Raw genomic sequence first — 15,638 nt, 5'->3', positions numbered from 1 at the left:
TGAACTGACCGCGCCTATTTCATTAATCCCAGAACACGCGCCACTTCGAGATGCCGCTGGCTGTGCAGGAAGAAGAAGTTCGTTTCGACGGTGCTCTCATCCATCTCGAGAAAGCGGTGAAGCGTTCCTGCGGAAAGAAAAAAACACTCATAGCCGGCATCCCGGAAGAGCGCGATAATGTCATTCGGATGATACCCGAAACGCGCCGACCACTTTCTGAGCATCTCCGTAAAGACAATTGGCTTGGATCGCTCGAGTAGTTGTGTAGCTCCGCGAAACACCGCCAGTTCGCCGCCCTCAACATCGCACTTGATAAAGTCCGGCGCCACTCCCGTCCGCTCCACAAACGAGTCTAACGTCTCCACAGGGCAGGTCAATGATTCCGTGACTGGATATTCGGAACCGAGAGGCGCGCCGGAAGCAGCCCCGGAAACAGTAGGATCGAAGAAGAACGGAGCATCCCAGCAGCGGTCCGATAGACCCACATTGAATGTGGTTACATTGCTTATCGAATTCAGCGTGAGGTTGCGGCACAACTCCCGATAAGTATCGGGGACAGGCTCAAAGGCCATGACCTTCGAAGACGGAAAGCGCTGACCGAGCGCGATGCTGTAAAGACCAACGTTTGCCCCGATGTCGAAGATGGTGTTGCAGACCCTCGCCAATTGAAGAACTGCCCGCATCTCCTCCGGCTCATAATTGCGAAAATTGAGATTTGTCATAGCGACATGACCCCGGTCCCGCCGGCTGCACCATAATTTAAGATCAGGATCACGTAGCTGAAAAATCACGCCATCGGCATTAATCTCGATCGCCCCGACATTGGTATCGGCGAGAAATCGAGAATACTCAAAGAGTCGTTCGTGCATCGGCCAGACTTCCCGGCTATAGGCTGCCTTGTTCAACGCTCCTGCCTCATATTGGGAGCGGAGCGCGGCTAGCTCAAGATTCGCAGGAAGAATTGTGGTTGCTTCTGATGAATGGGGCATGTTCCAAGATTATATTGCAGCGGGAGTAGAGGGTGAAGCTGGCTGGCGCGGTGAATAGCCACGCTGACGGCCTTCGGTTGAGACTCCTTCCCCCTTTGAAGTACGCACCCGCAGCGCGCCCTCATCCTGAAACCAACGCGGCTTCGAAGCAGCGGGAATCTGCTAGCATCACCAATTGAGCATGGCCACCGAACCATTCCTGCTGACGATTGCGATTCCTACCTATAACCGAAGCCTTTATCTGGCGCGGTTGCTGGAGTCTCTAGTTCCTCAACTCAATGGCGAGTCGCGAGTGGAATTGATCATCTCGGACAACGCTTCGCCCGACGAAACGCCAGCGACGATGGAGGAATTCCGGCTTCGCGGCCTGGTCTTCCGAGGCATTCGCAACCATGAAAATATTGGAGCCGAAGCCAACTTCGTCCAATGTTTCACCCAGGCATCTGGAAGATACGTGTGGATCGTGGGTGATGATGACGTCATTCTGCCGCGAGGAGTCGAGGTTGTCCTGGGCCTTTTGGCATCGAGCGAATTCGACCTAGTGCATTTGCGGGCGGCGCCGATTGTTGCAGGTGCGGAACCTAGAGCGCCGACCAGACAACCTCGAATCGAAATCGTTCACGATCCCGTCACTTTCGCGCTCAGGACGCATGTTTTTCTGACTTTTATCACCAGCAATATCATTGACAAACGGCGGGTCTCCGAGCTGCCTCACCTGCCGTTTACCGACATTATTGGAACCGGCCTTGTGCAGCTGAGTTGGACGTACACGGTTCTGCGCCATTTTCGGAAAGGAGCCGTGGTCCACGACTGTCTCGTTGCCGGAGGTGGGGATGAAAACCGAGGTGGATACGCCCTTGTTACGATCTTTGGCACGAATCTCAAGCGCATCACGGAAGCTTGGTTGGTAGACGCGCCGCTTGTACGCATAATTTTAAACGGTGCGCAGCAAGTGTTCTTCCCCACATATCTTTCGCTGGCAAGGAGCAAGGCGAGTGGGTTTACCGACGAAGATCCGGACCAAGTCTTGAGGCCGCTCTTCTTCGATAACTGGCGCTACCATCTTTTTATCTACCCGGTGCTGACCCTCCCGCTAGGTTTAGCCCGCCTATGGGTGTTGCTCTGCCGTGTCGCCAATCGGCTGGACAAAATTTTGGGCAACCCCATGTTGCGATGACATGTTGCGGTGACATGTTGAGATGAAAGGAGTATTGATCGTCATCTGCCGAAGAGAGCAGCGTTGGTCCCTCGACGAGGATCCGCAGGAGCGAACCGATCACGAAAAACCACATCCACAGCCCTCAAACCAGGCTTCCCCGGCAAGCCTCACAAAGACAATGCCGCCGCAGATAATCCCAAGAATAGATCCCACTCGTATGCCCATCATTCCAACCGAAGCTCACCGCATATCTTCCTACTGGAGTCACCTTCTCCGGCAGCGGTGGCGCCTTGTAAAAAGGCAGTAGCTCCTTTGGAGCAGCCTTCGGCTCTCCCGGCTTGCGCCCCTCACGCTCCCTCTCTTCATTGCACGTCGCGCACGGACACCCATCGCGCAGCCACTTGAAGCTCCACGAGCTATGGTGGCCGTCCTTCCAGTCGATCTCCATCCCCGTGCCTTCGGTCTTATGGACCTTCACACGCTCCGGCTCGATCGCCTCTTTCGGCAGCTCGCGAGCAGCCAGATCGCCACGCTTCGCCTCATCCTCACTGACAAACCGGATTCCCTCATGACTCATAGCTCTATTCTCCCCCACCCAGCCGACCCCGGCCAGAGCGAACCCAAACCTCACATGAACCCGAACTTCGCCATGAAACCCGTTGACCCACTACGGAGGGCCCCTCTGAAGATCCTAGTTGCTCGTCACATCCAGCTTCTCCGGTTCGAATCGAATGGACAACCTCTTGAAACATCACAGGTGCCTCATCCAAGCCCGTTCTTGGGGCCTGAGTGGGATAGCTAATCTAAATGGAATGCAACAGTGCTACTCATCCGAACCAACCCCCGTCCCATCCGAACCAACCCCATCCAAACCAGACCAGGACTGCAGCAGGCCGCCCCGTGCTGACAAAACTGCCAGCGGATTCGGTCCCATAACCACACCGCACTCCCTTCCAGCCCCGAACCCTGCACCGAAGATGTATCCTTCCTCTGACGCTGAAGACGTCCCCGGCAAGCCGCTTTCGGGAAGCAGTATTTTCACCAACGGAGAAGATTTTTGGGCACTCATCGCAGTCTGTCTCTAGCATCTCTGGCAATAACAGTTTTGACTCTATCCATTCAGTCGATCGCCCAACAGCCGCCCGTCACTCCCTCCGCCGCCCAGCAGCCCGGCGGCCCCAACTCCGGCCCCGCTCCCGCGCCGCCGCCGCTGACCGGCGACGCCCTCCAGCATCCCGGCATCCCCGCCGGTACCCTCTCCCCGCGGCTGAGCCTCCGCAGCCAGATCTATGACGGCATGGTCAGCGATTACTGGATCTATGTTCCTGCCCAATATGACCCGAAGAAGGCCGCCGCCGTCATGGTCTTCCAGGATGGAGAAGGCTACGCCCATCGCGACGGGGACCATCCCGCCTTGAACGTCCTCGACAACCTCATCGCCGCCGGGAAAATCCCGGTCATCATTGCCGTCTTCACCAACCCCGGCGACATCTCCGCCTCGCCGGACACACCCACCTATCGCTTCGTCGACGCCTATGGCAAGAAGTGGTCCCGCACCCTCAAAGACTCCATACGCTCGACCGAATACGACACCGTCTCCGACCGCTACGCCCGCTTTCTCCATGACGAACTGCTGCCCAAGGTCGCCGAACGCTACAACCTCCGCACCGACGCCTACTCCCGCGCCATCACCGGCCTCAGCTCCGGCGGCATCTGCTCCTTCAACGCCGCCTGGCAGCGGGCTGGCGACTTCAGCCGGGTCATTTCGTGGATCGGCTCTTTCACCGCCATCCAGTGGCACGAGGACCCTACCGTTCCCGACGGTGGTCAGGACTATCCGGAAAAGATCTTGCGCGAAGACCATCGCAACCTGCGGGTCTGGCTGCAGGACGGCAGCAACGATCAGGAGAATCCTAAATACGGTTCATGGCCCACGGCCAACATCCGCATGGCCAACGCGCTCAAGTTGAAAGGCTACGATTTCCGATTTTCCTTCGGCACGGGCCCCCACACCGCCGGTGTCGGCGGCGCGGAGTTTGCCGAAGAGATGATCTGGCTATGGCGCGGTTACGATCCGGCCAAAACGACCGAAAGCTACACGCAGGATCCCGCCGAAGCGGCCAAGCCGCCGTTCCGCGTAGCTATCGTCAATCGCTAGGCTAGAGCTGCCATCCTAAACATGTCTCGCTGAGGGAGCGAAGCGGGCTGCAGAAACCACACGGACGCCAGCCTAGAAGCGTCCGCAAACCCGGTGTTAAATGAAAGTCATGCTGGCCCTTTCTCTAGCAAAGGGCCAGCCACGCCTGTCCTGGCGCTCAATACCGGTTGCAGAAATACTTTAGAGTCGTGCGCGTCCTCTGCCAAAAAGCAGGTAGATAATCACGATCAGCAGAATGAGACTGATTCCGCCGCCGCCATAGTATCCAACGCCAGGGCCCATATAGTAGCCACCGCCGCCGAACAGTAACAACAAGATCACGAGAATAAGAATTAAAGGCATGCGCGGAAGTGTATAGCATTTTCACGCTCAATGCCCACCCACAAAACAGTGTCATCCTCAGTGAAGCAGGACCGCGCACCTCGAAGCTAAACAACGTTTCCGGAGAAGCATGTATGTAAAGAATCCCCACCAACCCCGATCCCTGGGAACTAAGTTCGCGCACCACATCCCAGGGTGCCCCATTTAAGCGGGCCTTGGTTTTAGTGAGATGCAAAGTCGAATCACAAGAGTAGCAACCAACCACCCCATCATTCCTCCCGCAACGCCACCATTGGATGCACCGAAGCAGCCCGTTGCGCCGGCAGCACACTCGCCAGAATCGCCACCAAGGTCAATCCAACCACCGAACCAAGCAGTGTCACTGGGTCTGTAAACGTCAACCCATAAAGCAGCGATTGCGCCGCCCTGCCGGCAACGAAGGTCAGCGCCAGGCCCACTGCTACTCCCAACAGCAGCAACATCCCCGCCTCTTTCAAAATCATGTTGAGGATCCGGCGCCGGCTTGCGCCCAGTGCCATTCGAATCCCAATCTCGTTCCGCCGCCGCAGCACCATGTACGAGATCACCCCATACAAGCCGATCGTCGCCAACACCGTTGCCAGGCCGCCAAAAAAGCCCGAGAGCGTCGCCATCAGCCGCTCCCGCAGCAGGCCTTCGCGTATCTGCGTCTTCAACACTGTGAACTCCAACACCATCGCCGGGTTCATCTCGCCAGCCGTGCGCTTGACCGCGCCAATCAGCGCCGGAAGCGCCTCCTCTGAACGAATCATCAAGGTCGAGTGCATCTCCGGCCCGTTCGCCTGCGTGAACGAGACATAGACAATCGGCATCGACGCTTCGCGGAGCTCATAGTACTTCGTGTCCTTCACCAGCCCGATGACCTCGTAGGTCTGGTCCGGCTTTCCTGAGTCCGAGAACACCTTGCCCACCGGATTCCCCCCGCCAAACAACAGTTTCGCGAAGGTCTCATTCACAATCGCCACGCGCGGCGATTTGACCGTATCCATCTCGCCGAAGTCCCGCCCCGCCAGCCTCGGCGTCTCCATCGTCTGAAAATATCCGGGGCTCACCCGGTTGAAGTTTGTCAAAGTTCGCTGCGGACCCTTCGCCACATCGACGAAATTGTTCCACCCTGCATGGCTCATCGGGACCACCAGCGTTTCGGCCGCCGAGCTCACTCCAGGGATGGCCCGGACTCGCTCAACCAGCTCACGCTTGAAAGCCATTTGGCTCCCCGCCGCCAGCTTCAATGGCGAATAGTCGATGCTCGCTACGAGCAGATGCTCTTGACGGAACCCGGCGTTCATCGAAATCAACGTCTGAAAGGTCCGCACAAACAGCAGAGCGCCGGTCAGCAACACTAAAGACAGCGCCACCTGAGAGACCACCAGCGCCCGCCGCAGGAAAAAGCGCTCCCGTCCCGCCGTCGCTCCACGCCCGCTCGCCTTCATGGCGGTGCCCGGATCCGTGCGCGCCGATTGAATCGCCGGCGCCAATCCAAACAGCAGGCAAGTCAGCAGCGACAATCCGATTGCAAATCCCAGCACCCGCCAGTCCGGCGTCAGTTTCACCTCAATGTGGTTTCCCTGAGTGCTTAGAAAATTGATCAGCACCCGACTCAGCACCTGCGCCAGAGCGGCCCCCGCAACCGTACCCAGCCCCCCCAGCAACAAGCTTTCCGCCAATACCTGGCGAATCAGCCGCGCCCGCGACGCGCCCAATGTCAGCCGTAACGCCATCTCCCGCTGCCGGGAACTCGCCTGCGCCAACATCAAGTTCGCCAGGTTCGCGCACGCAATCAGCAAAACCAAACCCGACAGCCCCAGCAACAGCCACAGCGGGTCCTCATAATCGCGTCGTATCGCCGATACCCCATTCCCCGCCGGCGCCGCACCCAGGTGAAACGATAAATAGTCTTTCCGCCCGGTCGCGTCATAGGTGGGCGGTACCGTCGCCGCGAAGATCCCAGGAGCCATGGCTGCCAACTGCGTCGAAGCCCGCTTCAGCGTCCAACCCGGTTTCAACCGCCCGATCGTTGCCAGCCACCACGCGGTCGGATTGTCCATCAGCGGCGTCTTCGTCGAAAACACCGGCTGGCTGCAGAGCGCGATCGCTACATCGAAGTTCTGCCCAACTTCCAACCCAAAGAAGTTCTTCGGCGTCACCCCAATCACCGGAAAAGCATGGCCGCTCAGCGCTACCGTTTCATGCAACGCCTCCGCGCGTCCGCCAAATTCACGCTGCCAAAACGCATAGCTCAGCACCGCTGCCCGTGCCCCGCAGCCAGAAGTATCGTCCGCCGGAGAAATCAGCCTGCCCAGCAGCGGCTCCACTCCCAGCACATGAAAGAAATTGCCGGTCACCATCAGTGTGTTCGCATACCGCGCCTCGCCGCCTCGCCCCAGGTCATCCCGTGTCGGGGACCAGGCGGCAATCTCCGCAAACCCCTGCTGCTGCTCCTTGATCGCCTTCCAGAGAGCCCCCGTCAGCACCGCCTCGGTTGAATAGAAATCCCCATCGCAGCACTTCGGCGAATCCACTATTTGCACCGCTCCCAGCTGCTCCGGCGCCTTCACCGGCAGCGACCGCAGGCGCACCGCATCCAGCAACTGAAAGATCGCCGTGTTCGCTCCGATCCCCAGCGCCAGCGACAGAATCGCGATGATCGCGAAGCCCGGATTTCGCAGCAGCAGCCGGGCCCCATAGCGCAAATCGGTTACCGCTCCCGCGAAAAAACCCTCCTCCCCGTCGGCTCCCGGTGCCAGCGGCGGCCCAGCCGGGCGGACCGTCGCCTTCAGCCCCTCCAGCAGCCCCCCGTCGCCCAACTCCGACAGCAGCGTTTGCTCCGCCTGTGCCGCACTCATGCCCCCGGCCACCATCTCTTCAAAGCGGTCCCGCAGGTGCTGGCCACACTCCTCGACCACCGACGCCTCCCGCAGCGGCTCCAGATTCAGCGAAGCAATCCGCGCCCGTACTTCCGCCGCCCAATCACGCATTCTCCGCCTCCGTGATCACCTGGATGGCATGGACAAAATCCCGCCACGTCGAACGCTGCGTCTTCAGCATCTCTTTGCCGGCCGCCGTCAGCTTGTAGTAGCGCCGCCGCCGCTGCCCCGCCTTCTCGACCCACCGCCCGGCAATCATCCCGCGCTCCTCCAGCCGGTAGAGCAACGGATAGAACGAGGCCACGTTGAACTTCAACACTCCACCGGAACGCTCTTCAATCAGCTTGCTGATCTCATAGCCATGCCGCGCCCGGTGCTCGATCAGCGACAGAATCAGCAGTTCCGCGCTCCCCTTCTTCAGCTCCCGGTCAAGCTCTTGGGTCCCTATAGGTGTCATAGCAATATATCGTAATCCAATACAAGAACAAGTCAAGCACAAGAAAATTTACAGGGTGCCCCATTCAAGCCGACCTCGGCTTGAGTGGGATAACAGACCTCAAACACAGCCCAGCGACCTAGCCAGATAAAGGAACCCAAGCAAAGCCGTGTCATCCTGAGGCGACCAAAGGGAGGCGAAGAACCCGGGAAGCCACAACTCCCGCAGAAATCCAACCCGCCTGCGATATGCTGTTCACGCGGTCATTCGACAGGAATAGAATCGAGGAAGTAGACCGAAACGCATGCAAACGCCCACTCGTCTTTTTGCGGTCACTCTGGGACTGCTCCTGACAACAGGAAGCATTGGCTGCACCCTCTATCCTGAGAAGAAGCCGCCTACGCTCGCAAGCACCACCAGCGCGGAGCAGCACGACCGAATTTTCTGGGAGATGGTACAGAAACAACAGTGGGACAAAGTCTCGCCCCTCCTTTCAAAGACTTTGGTTTGGAACGTCAACGGCAGAACTCTGAATAACGACCAAGTTGTGCCCTACTTAAGGTCTTTGTCCTTAAAGGAAGCGGTGGTGCGCGACGCTGCCATCCAGCCGAACGGACCCGATATGACGGTAACTTACACGCTGCAGATCTCCGCTGCAGACGGGACACCTCAGGATTTCTCCGTGTTCAGCGTTTGGCAGCAATTGAAGGGCGGAAACTACATTCTGATCGCCCATAGCCAGCAGCCCCAGGCGGCGAGCTCGACAACTGCATTGGTTCGCTAAGGGGATGGCAGAATTGATGTTGTACATACCATCGCGGAGAGTGGGCTTTTCTCAACGGACAGCCTAATGGCACACCTTACCCTAGCGCTCATTTGGCTCCGAACCCCCGAATGTCTCGAACCCTTCCTCTTCGCCATTCTCGTAGACCTCAAGTGCTTGTTCCCGAGCAGATCCGCGAATTTCGGGCTAGACTGCTCGCCTGGTTTGACATTCACAAGCGGGACCTCCCCTGGCGGCGTACTCGCGATCCTTACGCCATCTGGGTTTCTGAGATCATGCTGCAACAGACCCGGGTGGCTGCGGTGCTCGATCACTACACGCGTTGGATGGCGCGTTTTCCGACCCTCGAAGCATTGGCCGCCGCGGCTGAAGATGAGGTGCTCGCCGCCTGGAGTGGACTCGGCTATTACCGGCGCGCCCGCTTTCTTCATCAGGCTGTCAAGGTGGTTGCCGCGGAGCATCATGGCAACGTACCGCGGACGGCTGCCGAGCTCCGCAAGCTGCCCGGCATCGGGGCCTATACCTCGGCTGCGATCGCGAGCATCGCCTTTGGCGAGCCTGCGGCAGTGGTTGACGGGAACGTGGAACGGGTATTGCTGCGGCAGATAGGCGGCGGCGAGCCGGGTAGCGACTTCAATGCCGCTAAAGGGGCGCGGAAAGGGGAGGTTGTCCTGCGTTCCGACGATATTCAGAACCTTGCCACGGAACTCCTGGAGCCCGCCCGGGCCGGCGATTATAACCAGGCCATGATGGAGCTCGGCGCGACCGTGTGCTTGCCGCGAAATCCGATGTGCCTGCAATGTCCGGTGCAGGGCCCGTGCCGCACCCGTGGTGAACACCCGACGACGGCGCGGAAGCCTCCTATCAGCGTCGACATCGGTTACGCACTTTTCAAAAGGCAAAAGGGGGACGCCGACGAATTCCTGTTAACCCAGCGCGATGCCGGGGCCACGGTGATGCCGGGCATGTGGGAACTCCCCCTTTTGGAGTCGTGGCCGACGGATGAGAAGCCTCTGCTGACGCTGCGTCACGCAATCATGCAGACCAACTACCGGGTAAAGGTCGTCGATCGGTCGCAAACCGCAACCAGGTCGAAGCACCTTGCGACTGCCGGCGTGGAAGGTCGGTGGTTCGACCGGAACGATCTGCGTGGCCTGCCACTGACCGGATTAGCGAGAAAGATCCTTCTTCGACTCGGCGTCCTGCTCCCGGCCCGGGATTCTGACTCGTAGCATTCCAATCCTTAATCTGATTCATAGATAGTCTGTCGAGTATGTAGAAGAATCGAGAGTCGCCGGTCGAGAATCTCTTGAGAAGAGCGTCATTCCTAGACGGGAGGAACAATGATGGTTCTCGCCTTAAGCATCATCGGTGTTGTCGCGCTAATTGCCCTCTTCCTGGCCCTTTGCATTAAGGCGTTTCGCGAACGCCGGGAGCTGGAGCGCCATAGCATAACGGCAGAGTCGTTGCATGCCATGCTGGCAGCGAACCAGCCAGTGTTGCTGTATGACGTTCGCCAGCCTCTTGATCTGTTAACAGATTCGGACATCATTCCGGGTGCGCAGCGGATTTCTCCGAGAGACATTGTTGAAAATCCTTCGCTGATTCCAAAGGACAAAGACGCGGTGGTGTATTGCACCTGTCCCAGCGATAAGACCAGTAAAGCTATCTCCCAACGCGCCAAAGCACTGCATTTCCTTCGGGTCAGGTTTCTCAAGGGAGGGCTCGCGGCCTGGAAGCGGGAAGGATACCCGGTGGAGCGGTATAAGGAATCTTTCCACCTGGATACAGCGACTTAGAGCCGAGGCAAACCGTGCTTAGGATCCCGAGACTTGTTCTGCCGGCTTGCTGTTGACCTGAAAAAGGGCTGATTCCCGTGATAACTCCCTCCCTCGCTTTGCCAGTTGCTGGTTTCTCGCCTGATCGGGACTGAAGGTTACTTTCCGCCGACCCACCGGAGTTGTACTCTGAAAGCTGCGGAGGCAGGTTCGTTGACCACAGCTATCGAAGATGAGGATGCTCAGCGGGTCGCTTCGGAGAAGAGCTCAGCGGCCCTTCTTTCCGTCTTCGCCGCCTGCGCGATGACTGGCCTCAAGGTGGTCACCGGAGTTCTGACCGGCTCGCTCGGCATGCTGTCCGACGCTGCACATTCGGGCATTGACCTTCTTGGAGCGGGACTGACCTTCTTCTCAGTGCGCGTTTCGGGGAAACCGGCCGACGAAGATCATACCTACGGGCACGGCAAGATCGAGAATCTCTCCGCCTTCGCGGAGACCGGCCTCATGGTGATCTCCTGCTTCTGGATCACCTATGAAGCGATCGACCGCATCTTCTTTCATCCCACTGAAGTCAAGCTTTCGCTCTGGCCTTTTGCGGTGCTTCTCACTTCGATTGCGGTGGACTACTGGCGCTCGCGCCAGCTGCTGCAAGTTGCCAGGCGTCATGGAAGCGCTGCCCTGGAAGCCGACGCGCTGCACTTTGCCTCCGACATCTGGGCGACACTCGCCGTGCTGCTTGGCCTCGCAGCAACGTGGATCGGCGCGCAGTTTCATCTGCGGTGGCTGCACTACGCCGACCCGCTGGCCGCGATTGCCGTCTCTATCCTGATTTTCCGCTTCACCTGGAATCTTGCAACCAAGACGATCGCTGTTCTGCTCGACTCAGCGCCGGCCGAAACTCGTCAGCGCATGATGGAAGAGGTCGGCCGCACCGACGGGGTACTCTCCGTCGACCAGGCTCGAGTGCGCCGTTCCGGCACCTCATATTTCGCCGACCTGACGCTGTCCTTGTCCCGTCATCTCACCTTTCAACACACTGAAGATCTTGTTCATGAGGCCACGGAAGCGGTGCGGCGCGTGATTCCCGGCGCCGATGTGGTGATCCACACAGTGCCGCGAGAAACCGTGGCCGAAAGCGTTTTTGACAAAGTTCGCGCCGTCGCATCCCGCAATAATGTTGTATTGCACGACGTCAGTGTTCAATCGATCGACGGGCAGCTGCATGTCGAGCAGCATATCGAAGTGAACGAGACGATGCCGCTCCGCAAAGCGCACGATTTCGTCCGCCACGTCGAGGATGAAATCCGCACCGAAGTACCGCAGATTGCGTCGGTGCTCACGCATATTGAAAGCGAGCCATCGACCATCGAGCTGCCAGTCAGCATCGAACGCGATCGGCAGATCGAATCCCGTCTTCGGAGCGCGGCTCGCCGCTTCCCCGAGGTGCTCGATATCCACGAGATTGTGATCGGGCGCGTCGGCGACCGGATCCACGTATCCTGTCATTGCACGCTGCCCGATGCTTTGGAGATGCAACATGTTCATGACGTAATCACCGGCTTGGAAGATCAGTTCAAGCAAGAGGCGCCCGACGTTTACCGGGTCCTCATTCACCCTGAACCAGTCAGTGACAACCATCATCACTAAAGGAAAAAAATGATAGCCAGTTCCGTTTGGAAAGAAGGGATGCTCTTTGAGGGGCATTCTGCAAGTGGCCACTCCATCACCTTCGATGCGGGCGCCAGCCACGCCGAGGGTCCGTCGCCGATGGAGGCGGTCCTCATGGCGCTTTGTGGCTGCACCTCGGTGGATGTGGTTTCGATCCTTCAGAAAAGGCGCGAGCCTTTTACCAGCCTGGAAGTTGAGGCAACGGCCGAACAGGCGGTCGAGGCGCCGCGGGTTTTCACCCATATAAAGCTGACCTACCGCATCGGCGGCCCGGTATCGAAGAAGGCGGCTGAAGACGCCGTGGCGCTTTCCAAAGACAAATATTGTTCAGTCTCGAAGATGCTCGAACAGGCGGCGAAGATCGATTTTGTGATCGAGTATGCCGGTGAGGCTGTCGAGGTATAGCAGTACGGATGGTCCGCCTTTTTCAATTCGTGATTCTGGTAACGGGTTTGTCGCTGGTGGCGCTTGCCTCGGCGATCGTTACGATGCGCTTTGCGATCCACGGCGCCGAGATCATGATTCCCTCCTTCAAGGGGCTGACGAGCGAGGAAGCCCTGGAAAAGGCGGCGAGCCTCGGTGTCGCCATGACGATCGACCAACGCTTCTACAGCGCCGAGGTTCCGGCCGGACGAATTCTTACCCAGTCGCCTGCTCCCGGCTCGGTGGTGCGGCGGGAGTGGCATATCCGGGCGGCAGAGAGCCTCGGCCCACAGCTACGTCCTGTTCCGAATCTTGTGGGGCTGCCACAGCGGGCGGCGACGATGGAGCTCCGCCGCTTAGGCCTGGAACCAGGAAGCATCGCCCGGCTTCCGCTCAATGGGGTTTCACCTGAAACGGTCATTGCGCAGGACCCCTCGGGCGGGGCGGCAGGGGTTGCCGAACCCACCGTGAATGTCGTCGTTGCCGTGGCGGCCCCGCCCTCTACTATCAGCTTTGCAATGCCTGACTTTGTCGGACAACCATATGCTACCGCTGCTGCGACAATTAGCCGAGCCGGGCTAAAACTGGCTTCGATCGAGCCGGCAATGACAGTCACCTCCCTAGCAGATCCTGCAAAGCCGCCAGGCACGGTTACAAATCAATCGCCGGCTGCTGGTTATCGAGTGGATGCCGAGACGCAGATCGAACTTACTGTCGCTCGATAAGGCCTGACAGGCTCGATTATGCTGTGCGTTCAAGCATAGCGGCGAAAAACCCGTCACAAGGATGAACTCCCGGTATGGTTCGCAGGCGGCCCTTCTCGAGGAGCCCGGCAGCACTTTCCGTGAGGAGATTTCCAGTGGCTGCGAGGGTATCCAGCTGTTCGCGAAGATCTGTCTCGCGGTATTCGGATCGCCCTGAGAGGCAATCTTGAATGACGGCTTCATTTTCTTCCGGTTCAAGCGAACACGATGCATACAAGAGGCGGCCACCCGGTTGGAGCGCGCGCATGGCCGCAAGCAGGATCGCGACTTGCCGTGAATGCTGCCGTGCAAACTCGGCGGGTTCAAGTCGGTGTCTTATCTCAGGATTGCGGGCGATGGTACCGGTGCCGCTGCAGGGTACGTCGCACAATACCAGGTCGAAATGGCGCTCATAGGCTAGTTTGGCCGCATCCACGGTTTCGTACGAGATCCGCGCGCCGCGCGCGTTCCTCAGGAGCCCGCGCATTTCGTCGAGCCTTCGGCGGCTGACGTCACAAGCCAGCAGAGTTGCTTTGGGATTGCGTTCCGCGAGGATAGCGGTTTTACCTCCCGGAGCAGCGCAGGTATCGAGAATCGTCTGACCATGGCCTGCGAGTTCCGCGACCAGCTGCGAACCTTCATCTTGAATCCGAACCGAGCCATCTCGATAAGCAGCCGTGGCCGTTACATCCCCGCGTACAACGGTCCTGGCATGCTTCAGAAAAGCTCCGGGAGCCAACTCGATGTTTTCAGCGGTGAGTGCAGCCTCGGCCTCGCCATTGATGAGACGGATCGTGATTGGCGGCTGCGCCTGGTCAAATTTGCAGATGGCTGCTGCGCGATCGATGCCATAGCGAAGCACCCACCGTTCGACCATCCAGGCTGGGTGCGCGTAGGCCGCGGCCAACTCCGAAGCGGTGGTGAAGGTGGCTGGTAATTCGACGGGCGGCTCGACGGCGATCTTGCGCAGGATGGCATTTACCATACCCGAGGCGAAGCCGTGCCCGCTGCTCTTCACCAGTTCCACGCTGTCCATTACGGCGGCGTGCGAAGGGATGCGGTCGAGGTAAAGCATTTGAAATGCGCCCAGCCGCAGCGCGATTCTAACTTCATCTTCAAGGCGGGCGTCTGGTCGGGCGAGCATAGCGTCAACGCGTTGATCCAACGCGATCTGCCACCGCAATGTACCCATCACCAGGCTGGTGCAGAGATTGCGGTCCGGCTGCGATAGCCGGTCCACCTTTGCCGAGCGGAGCAGTTCATCGCAGTGGCCCGCATCGCGCTGAATCTGGAGAAGAATCTCGAACGCCGCCGAACGGGCAGGCGCAATCATACCCCGAGCCTGTCACCGCTCTTTAACGGATGGCCGCGGAGGAAGTCGGCGGTCGGCATACGCTTTTTGCCCTCAGGCTGGAGCTCCAGATCTCGATCCATGTGCCTTGACCGCAGGCAGCCCATAGCCGCCCTTGATGAGCGAGGACCTCGCCAGGTGGCGCATTTTCGTGTTTTGCTGGCGAGTGTGACAGCTTCGCTACTGCCAATTTTTTGCCGTCGAGGTTGGTCCACGCGCCCGGCCACGGTTGGAAGCCACGCCAACGGTTATAGATCTCGCTTGCGGTCCGGGAGAAATCGACCATACCATCTTCGCGAGTGAGGATCGGTGCAAGGCTCGAGCGGGAATCATCCTGTGGAATGAGGGGCAACGTCCCAGCTTCCAGGCCGGCAAGCGTCTCGACCATCAGCCCAGCACCCATCTGTGCCAGTTGTGGATACAAATCCTCTGCTGTGTCTTCAGGCCCGATCGGAAGTTCGCGCTGAAGGAACATGGCGCCGGTGTCCAGGCCCTCATCGATGCGCATGGTGGTGTTGCCGGTGGCGGTTTCCCCATTGGCAATCGCCCACTGGATGGGAGCGGCACCGCGATAGCTGGGGAGCAAGGAGCCGTGCAGGTTGATGTTGCCGAAGCGGGGAAGGTCGAGCATCCATTTAGGAATGATGCGGCCGTAGGCGACGACGATGATGGCATCGGGAGAGATAGCGGTGAGCCGCTCGCGCAGCTCCTGGTTGTTCTTGATCTTTTCGGGCTGGAGGATCTCAAGGCCCGCTGCCTCGGCGATTTGCTTAATCGGCGGCGTCAGGAGCTGCATGCCCCGTCCGCCTGGACGATCGGGCTGGGTTAGCACCAAGGCAATCTCGTGACCGGCATCAATGAGCGCCAGCAGCGTGGGCACGGCAAACTGTGGGGTGCCACAGAAGACCAGTCGCAAGGCCAT

The 15,638-nt window shown here is 59.0% G+C and carries 15 protein-coding genes; 8 read left to right on the top strand and 7 right to left on the bottom strand.

The annotated features are described in order from the left end of the window. Positions 1-14: 14 nt before the first annotated feature. The gene (locus tag ACPOL_RS10100) at positions 15-989 is read right to left on the bottom strand and encodes an FkbM family methyltransferase (protein WP_114206955.1); all 975 of its coding nucleotides are present in this window, start codon (positions 987-989) and stop codon (positions 15-17) included. 181 nt (positions 990-1,170) lie between these two features. On the opposite strand from ACPOL_RS10100, the gene ACPOL_RS10095 reads away from it, so the two are divergent. Further along, positions 1,171-2,166 (top strand): glycosyltransferase family 2 protein, encoded by a 996-nt coding sequence (locus ACPOL_RS10095; RefSeq protein ID WP_114206954.1) that lies wholly within the window; start codon positions 1,171-1,173, stop codon positions 2,164-2,166. A 124-nt stretch (positions 2,167-2,290) separates the two neighbouring features. Here ACPOL_RS10095 and ACPOL_RS10090 read toward each other — a convergent pair whose 3' ends face one another. Then, positions 2,291-2,725 carry a gamma-butyrobetaine hydroxylase family protein gene (locus ACPOL_RS10090; RefSeq protein WP_114206953.1) on the bottom strand — a complete coding sequence of 145 codons (435 nt, stop codon included), beginning with the start codon at positions 2,723-2,725 and terminating at the stop codon, positions 2,291-2,293. 480 nt (positions 2,726-3,205) lie between these two features. Here ACPOL_RS10090 and ACPOL_RS10085 point away from each other — a divergent pair, with 480 nt between their 5' ends. Next, on the top strand, positions 3,206-4,306 hold the full coding sequence (locus ACPOL_RS10085; protein WP_114206952.1) for an alpha/beta hydrolase: 1,101 nt from the start codon (positions 3,206-3,208) through the stop codon (positions 4,304-4,306). A gap of 180 nt (positions 4,307-4,486) precedes the next feature. On the opposite strand, the gene ACPOL_RS10080 is transcribed toward ACPOL_RS10085, so the two are convergent. The 3 genes from ACPOL_RS10080 to ACPOL_RS10070 all read right to left on the bottom strand — a co-directional run bounded on the left by ACPOL_RS10080 (position 4,487) and on the right by ACPOL_RS10070 (position 7,990). Next, entirely contained in the window at positions 4,487-4,648 is a 162-nt protein-coding gene (locus tag ACPOL_RS10080) for a DUF3309 family protein (RefSeq protein WP_114206951.1), read from the bottom strand. Between the two features lie 248 nt (positions 4,649-4,896). After that, the gene (locus tag ACPOL_RS10075) at positions 4,897-7,644 is read right to left on the bottom strand and encodes an ABC transporter permease (protein WP_201759154.1); all 2,748 of its coding nucleotides are present in this window, start codon (positions 7,642-7,644) and stop codon (positions 4,897-4,899) included. Next, positions 7,637-7,990 carry a PadR family transcriptional regulator gene (locus ACPOL_RS10070; protein WP_114206950.1) on the bottom strand — a complete coding sequence of 118 codons (354 nt, stop codon included), beginning with the start codon at positions 7,988-7,990 and terminating at the stop codon, positions 7,637-7,639. The genes ACPOL_RS10075 and ACPOL_RS10070 overlap by 8 nt, the downstream gene beginning before the upstream one ends. Before the next feature lie 283 nt (positions 7,991-8,273). On the opposite strand from ACPOL_RS10070, the gene ACPOL_RS10065 reads away from it, so the two are divergent. From ACPOL_RS10065 to ACPOL_RS10040, 6 genes are all read left to right on the top strand, one after another. Further along, positions 8,274-8,753, top strand: coding sequence for a hypothetical protein (locus ACPOL_RS10065; protein WP_114206949.1), 480 nt, complete (start codon positions 8,274-8,276; stop codon positions 8,751-8,753). A gap of 152 nt (positions 8,754-8,905) precedes the next feature. Then, positions 8,906-9,985 carry an A/G-specific adenine glycosylase gene (locus tag ACPOL_RS10060; protein ID WP_236657369.1) on the top strand — a complete coding sequence of 360 codons (1,080 nt, stop codon included), beginning with the start codon at positions 8,906-8,908 and terminating at the stop codon, positions 9,983-9,985. 111 nt (positions 9,986-10,096) lie between these two features. After that, the gene (locus ACPOL_RS10055) at positions 10,097-10,552 is read left to right on the top strand and encodes a rhodanese-like domain-containing protein (RefSeq protein WP_236657368.1); all 456 of its coding nucleotides are present in this window, start codon (positions 10,097-10,099) and stop codon (positions 10,550-10,552) included. Between the two features lie 192 nt (positions 10,553-10,744). Then, positions 10,745-12,178 (top strand): cation-efflux pump, encoded by a 1,434-nt coding sequence (locus ACPOL_RS10050; RefSeq protein WP_114206946.1) that lies wholly within the window; start codon positions 10,745-10,747, stop codon positions 12,176-12,178. Between the two features lie 9 nt (positions 12,179-12,187). After that, positions 12,188-12,604 (top strand): OsmC family protein, encoded by a 417-nt coding sequence (locus ACPOL_RS10045; RefSeq protein ID WP_114206945.1) that lies wholly within the window; start codon positions 12,188-12,190, stop codon positions 12,602-12,604. An 8-nt stretch (positions 12,605-12,612) separates the two neighbouring features. Further along, positions 12,613-13,347, top strand: coding sequence for a PASTA domain-containing protein (locus ACPOL_RS10040; protein ID WP_114206944.1), 735 nt, complete (start codon positions 12,613-12,615; stop codon positions 13,345-13,347). Between the two features lie 16 nt (positions 13,348-13,363). On the opposite strand, the gene ACPOL_RS10035 is transcribed toward ACPOL_RS10040, so the two are convergent. Together ACPOL_RS10035 and fmt are read right to left on the bottom strand one after the other, a co-directional pair. Next, positions 13,364-14,698: a transcription antitermination factor NusB gene (locus ACPOL_RS10035; protein WP_114206943.1), complete on the bottom strand. Its 1,335-nt coding sequence runs from the start codon at positions 14,696-14,698 to the stop codon at positions 13,364-13,366. A gap of 22 nt (positions 14,699-14,720) precedes the next feature. Then, entirely contained in the window at positions 14,721-15,638 is a 918-nt protein-coding gene (gene fmt, locus ACPOL_RS10030; protein ID WP_338026780.1) for a methionyl-tRNA formyltransferase, read from the bottom strand.

The sequence above is a fragment of the Acidisarcina polymorpha genome (assembly GCF_003330725.1).
Lineage (GTDB): Bacteria > Acidobacteriota > Terriglobia > Terriglobales > Acidobacteriaceae > Acidisarcina > Acidisarcina polymorpha.
This window is presented reverse-complemented; position numbering and strand designations above follow the sequence as displayed.

Excerpts from the sequence above, each read along its gene's own strand:
- ACPOL_RS10100 (WP_114206955.1), bottom strand. The coding sequence starts at position 989 with ATGCCCCATTCATCAGAAGCAACCACAATTCTTCCTGCGAATCTTGAG.
- ACPOL_RS10095 (WP_114206954.1), top strand. The coding sequence starts at position 1,171 with ATGGCCACCGAACCATTCCTGCTGACGATTGCGATTCCTACCTATAAC.
- ACPOL_RS10090 (WP_114206953.1), bottom strand. The coding sequence starts at position 2,725 with ATGAGTCATGAGGGAATCCGGTTTGTCAGTGAGGATGAGGCGAAGCGT.
- ACPOL_RS10080 (WP_114206951.1), bottom strand. The coding sequence starts at position 4,648 with ATGCCTTTAATTCTTATTCTCGTGATCTTGTTGTTACTGTTCGGCGGC.
- ACPOL_RS10075 (WP_201759154.1), bottom strand. The coding sequence starts at position 7,644 with ATGCGTGATTGGGCGGCGGAAGTACGGGCGCGGATTGCTTCGCTGAAT.
- ACPOL_RS10070 (WP_114206950.1), bottom strand. The coding sequence starts at position 7,990 with ATGACACCTATAGGGACCCAAGAGCTTGACCGGGAGCTGAAGAAGGGG.
- ACPOL_RS10065 (WP_114206949.1), top strand. The coding sequence starts at position 8,274 with ATGCAAACGCCCACTCGTCTTTTTGCGGTCACTCTGGGACTGCTCCTG.
- ACPOL_RS10055 (WP_236657368.1), top strand. The coding sequence starts at position 10,097 with ATGATGGTTCTCGCCTTAAGCATCATCGGTGTTGTCGCGCTAATTGCC.
- ACPOL_RS10045 (WP_114206945.1), top strand. The coding sequence starts at position 12,188 with ATGATAGCCAGTTCCGTTTGGAAAGAAGGGATGCTCTTTGAGGGGCAT.
- ACPOL_RS10040 (WP_114206944.1), top strand. The coding sequence starts at position 12,613 with ATGGTCCGCCTTTTTCAATTCGTGATTCTGGTAACGGGTTTGTCGCTG.
- ACPOL_RS10035 (WP_114206943.1), bottom strand. The coding sequence starts at position 14,698 with ATGATTGCGCCTGCCCGTTCGGCGGCGTTCGAGATTCTTCTCCAGATT.
- fmt (WP_338026780.1), bottom strand. The coding sequence starts at position 15,638 with ATGGCCTTGCGACTGGTCTTCTGTGGCACCCCACAGTTTGCCGTGCCC.